General features: G+C 45.8%; 2 protein-coding genes. Both read right to left on the reverse strand.

Annotation, left to right across the window (positions count from 1 at the left end; translation table 11 throughout):
* Positions 1–1011 (reverse strand): DEAD/DEAH box helicase family protein (locus ACR0P9_RS11855; protein ID WP_432620407.1); only part of this gene is annotated, 1011 nt, incomplete at its 3' end.
* Positions 1012–1127: 116 nt separating this feature from the next.
* A complete protein-coding gene (locus ACR0P9_RS11860) occupies positions 1128–1793 on the reverse strand; it encodes a JAB domain-containing protein (RefSeq protein ID WP_432620409.1) in 666 nt (221 codons plus the stop codon).
* Positions 1794–1869: the final 76 nt, after the last annotated feature.

Genomic DNA, 1869 nt, shown 5'->3' on the forward strand with positions numbered 1-1869 from the left:
GTCAATAATCATCAAGAAATCCTTCGGAAAATAATCCATCAACGTGTAGGGTGCAGAGCCAGGCTTGCGACCGGACAGCACACGCGAATAGTTCTCGATACCGCTGCAAAAGCCGATTTCTTCCATCATTTCCATGTCATAACGCGTGCGTTGTTCAATGCGCTGTGCTTCGACAAATTTTTCATTGTCCTTGAACCATGCCACGCGCTGTTCCATCTCTTCACGGATTTCTTGAATCGCAGTTTCCATCTTATCCTTCGGTGTGACGTAATGTGAAGCCGGATAAATTGCTGCGTGCTGCACTTCGCGCATCCGTTCACCGGTCAGCGGATTGATTTCACTGATGCGCTCAATTTCATCCCCGAAAAATTCTACTCGATAAGCAAAGGAATCGGTGTATACCGGCCAGATTTCAATCGTATCCCCGCGCACACGAAAACGATTTCGCTCGAATGCAATATCGTTGCGTTCGTATTGAATCTCTGTCAGCCGTTTCATGAGCGATTCATATGGTACCTCCATGCCCGGACGCAGAGAAATAACCATCTTTTTATAATCAATCGGGTCGCCCAATGAGTAAATACACGAGACAGACGCGACAATAATGACATCATTGCGTTCTGCCAAGGCAGATGTTGCCGAATGCCGCAGCCGTTCAATTTCTTCATTGATGGCCGAGTCCTTTTCAATATACGTATCTGTAGAAGCAATGTACGCTTCCGGTTGATAATAATCGTAATAAGAGACAAAAAATTCTACCGCATTGTTCGGAAAGAATTCGCGCAGTTCAGAGCACAGCTGTGCTGCCAGTGTTTTGTTGTGTGCCAAGACCAAGGTCGGCTTTTGCACTTCTTGTATGATATTTGCCATCGTAAACGTTTTGCCGGAACCGGTGACACCCAGCAAGGTCTGTTCCTCAAAGCCGAGCTTCACGCCCTGCGCCAGTTTTTGAATGGCTTCCGGCTGATCTCCTGCCGGTTTGTATTCTGATACTAATTCAAAATGATCCATCGCATTCTCCCGCAGTCTGTCCTATTTCTTAGTATAATACTCATTCAGTATATCATACGCCATAAAAAAAGTACAGAACAAAATCGAACATTTGTTCTGTACTTTTATTCTTATCCTTATCTTGATGCCAATGAGATCCATTGATCTTCTGCAATAATGATATGATCGACCAGCCGAACATCGATGTTCTTCAGCATCTCTCGGATTGTAGATGTCTGAACAATATCCGCACGCGACGGAGAACAGCGGCCGCGCGGATGATTATGTGCTAAGATGACATGCGCAGCATTATACTGCAAAACGCACTGAATTAGTTTGCGTATATTGATGTGAACAGAAGTCGTACTGCCCTCTGCAATATCACAAATCCGAATCAATCTGCATTGATTGTCTAACAAGACGGCCGACAGCTGTTCTCGTGGGCGTCCGATATAATATCTCAGCAAATATTCCGCCACTTTTTCCGTTGTATTAAAAACCGAACCCTGTAATTTCGAGGTCTGATAGCGTCGAAACATTGGCGGCAGCATCCGCAGAAAAGCCGCGGTCTTGGTTCCCATCCCCTCTACGCGACATAAATCTTCTGTTTCTGCCTCTAATACATTGGCCAACGAACCAAACGAGTCAATGAGGCGATGTGCCAATGGGTTGACATCGCCACGCGGAATAGCATAAAACAGCAATAATTCCAACACTTCATGATCTGCAAAGTTATCCAATCCATGTTCCAAGAAACGCTGTCGCATTCGTTCTCGGTGATTGACATGCTCTCCTCCAGCCATATGTGCTCCCTTCTCTCCCATTCAAGTCCAGACACGTCGCAATCGGGCAACTGCCGGTTCAATGTCCTCAATTGGA

Origin of the sequence: Butyricicoccus sp. (genome assembly GCF_050872565.1) — a bacterium.
Taxonomy (GTDB): Bacteria; Bacillota; Clostridia; order Oscillospirales; family Butyricicoccaceae; genus Butyricicoccus_A.

Coding starts and splice junctions, on each gene's coding strand:
- ACR0P9_RS11860 (WP_432620409.1), bottom strand. CDS start 1,793: ATGGCTGGAGGAGAGCATGTCAATCACCGAGAACGAATGCGACAGCGT.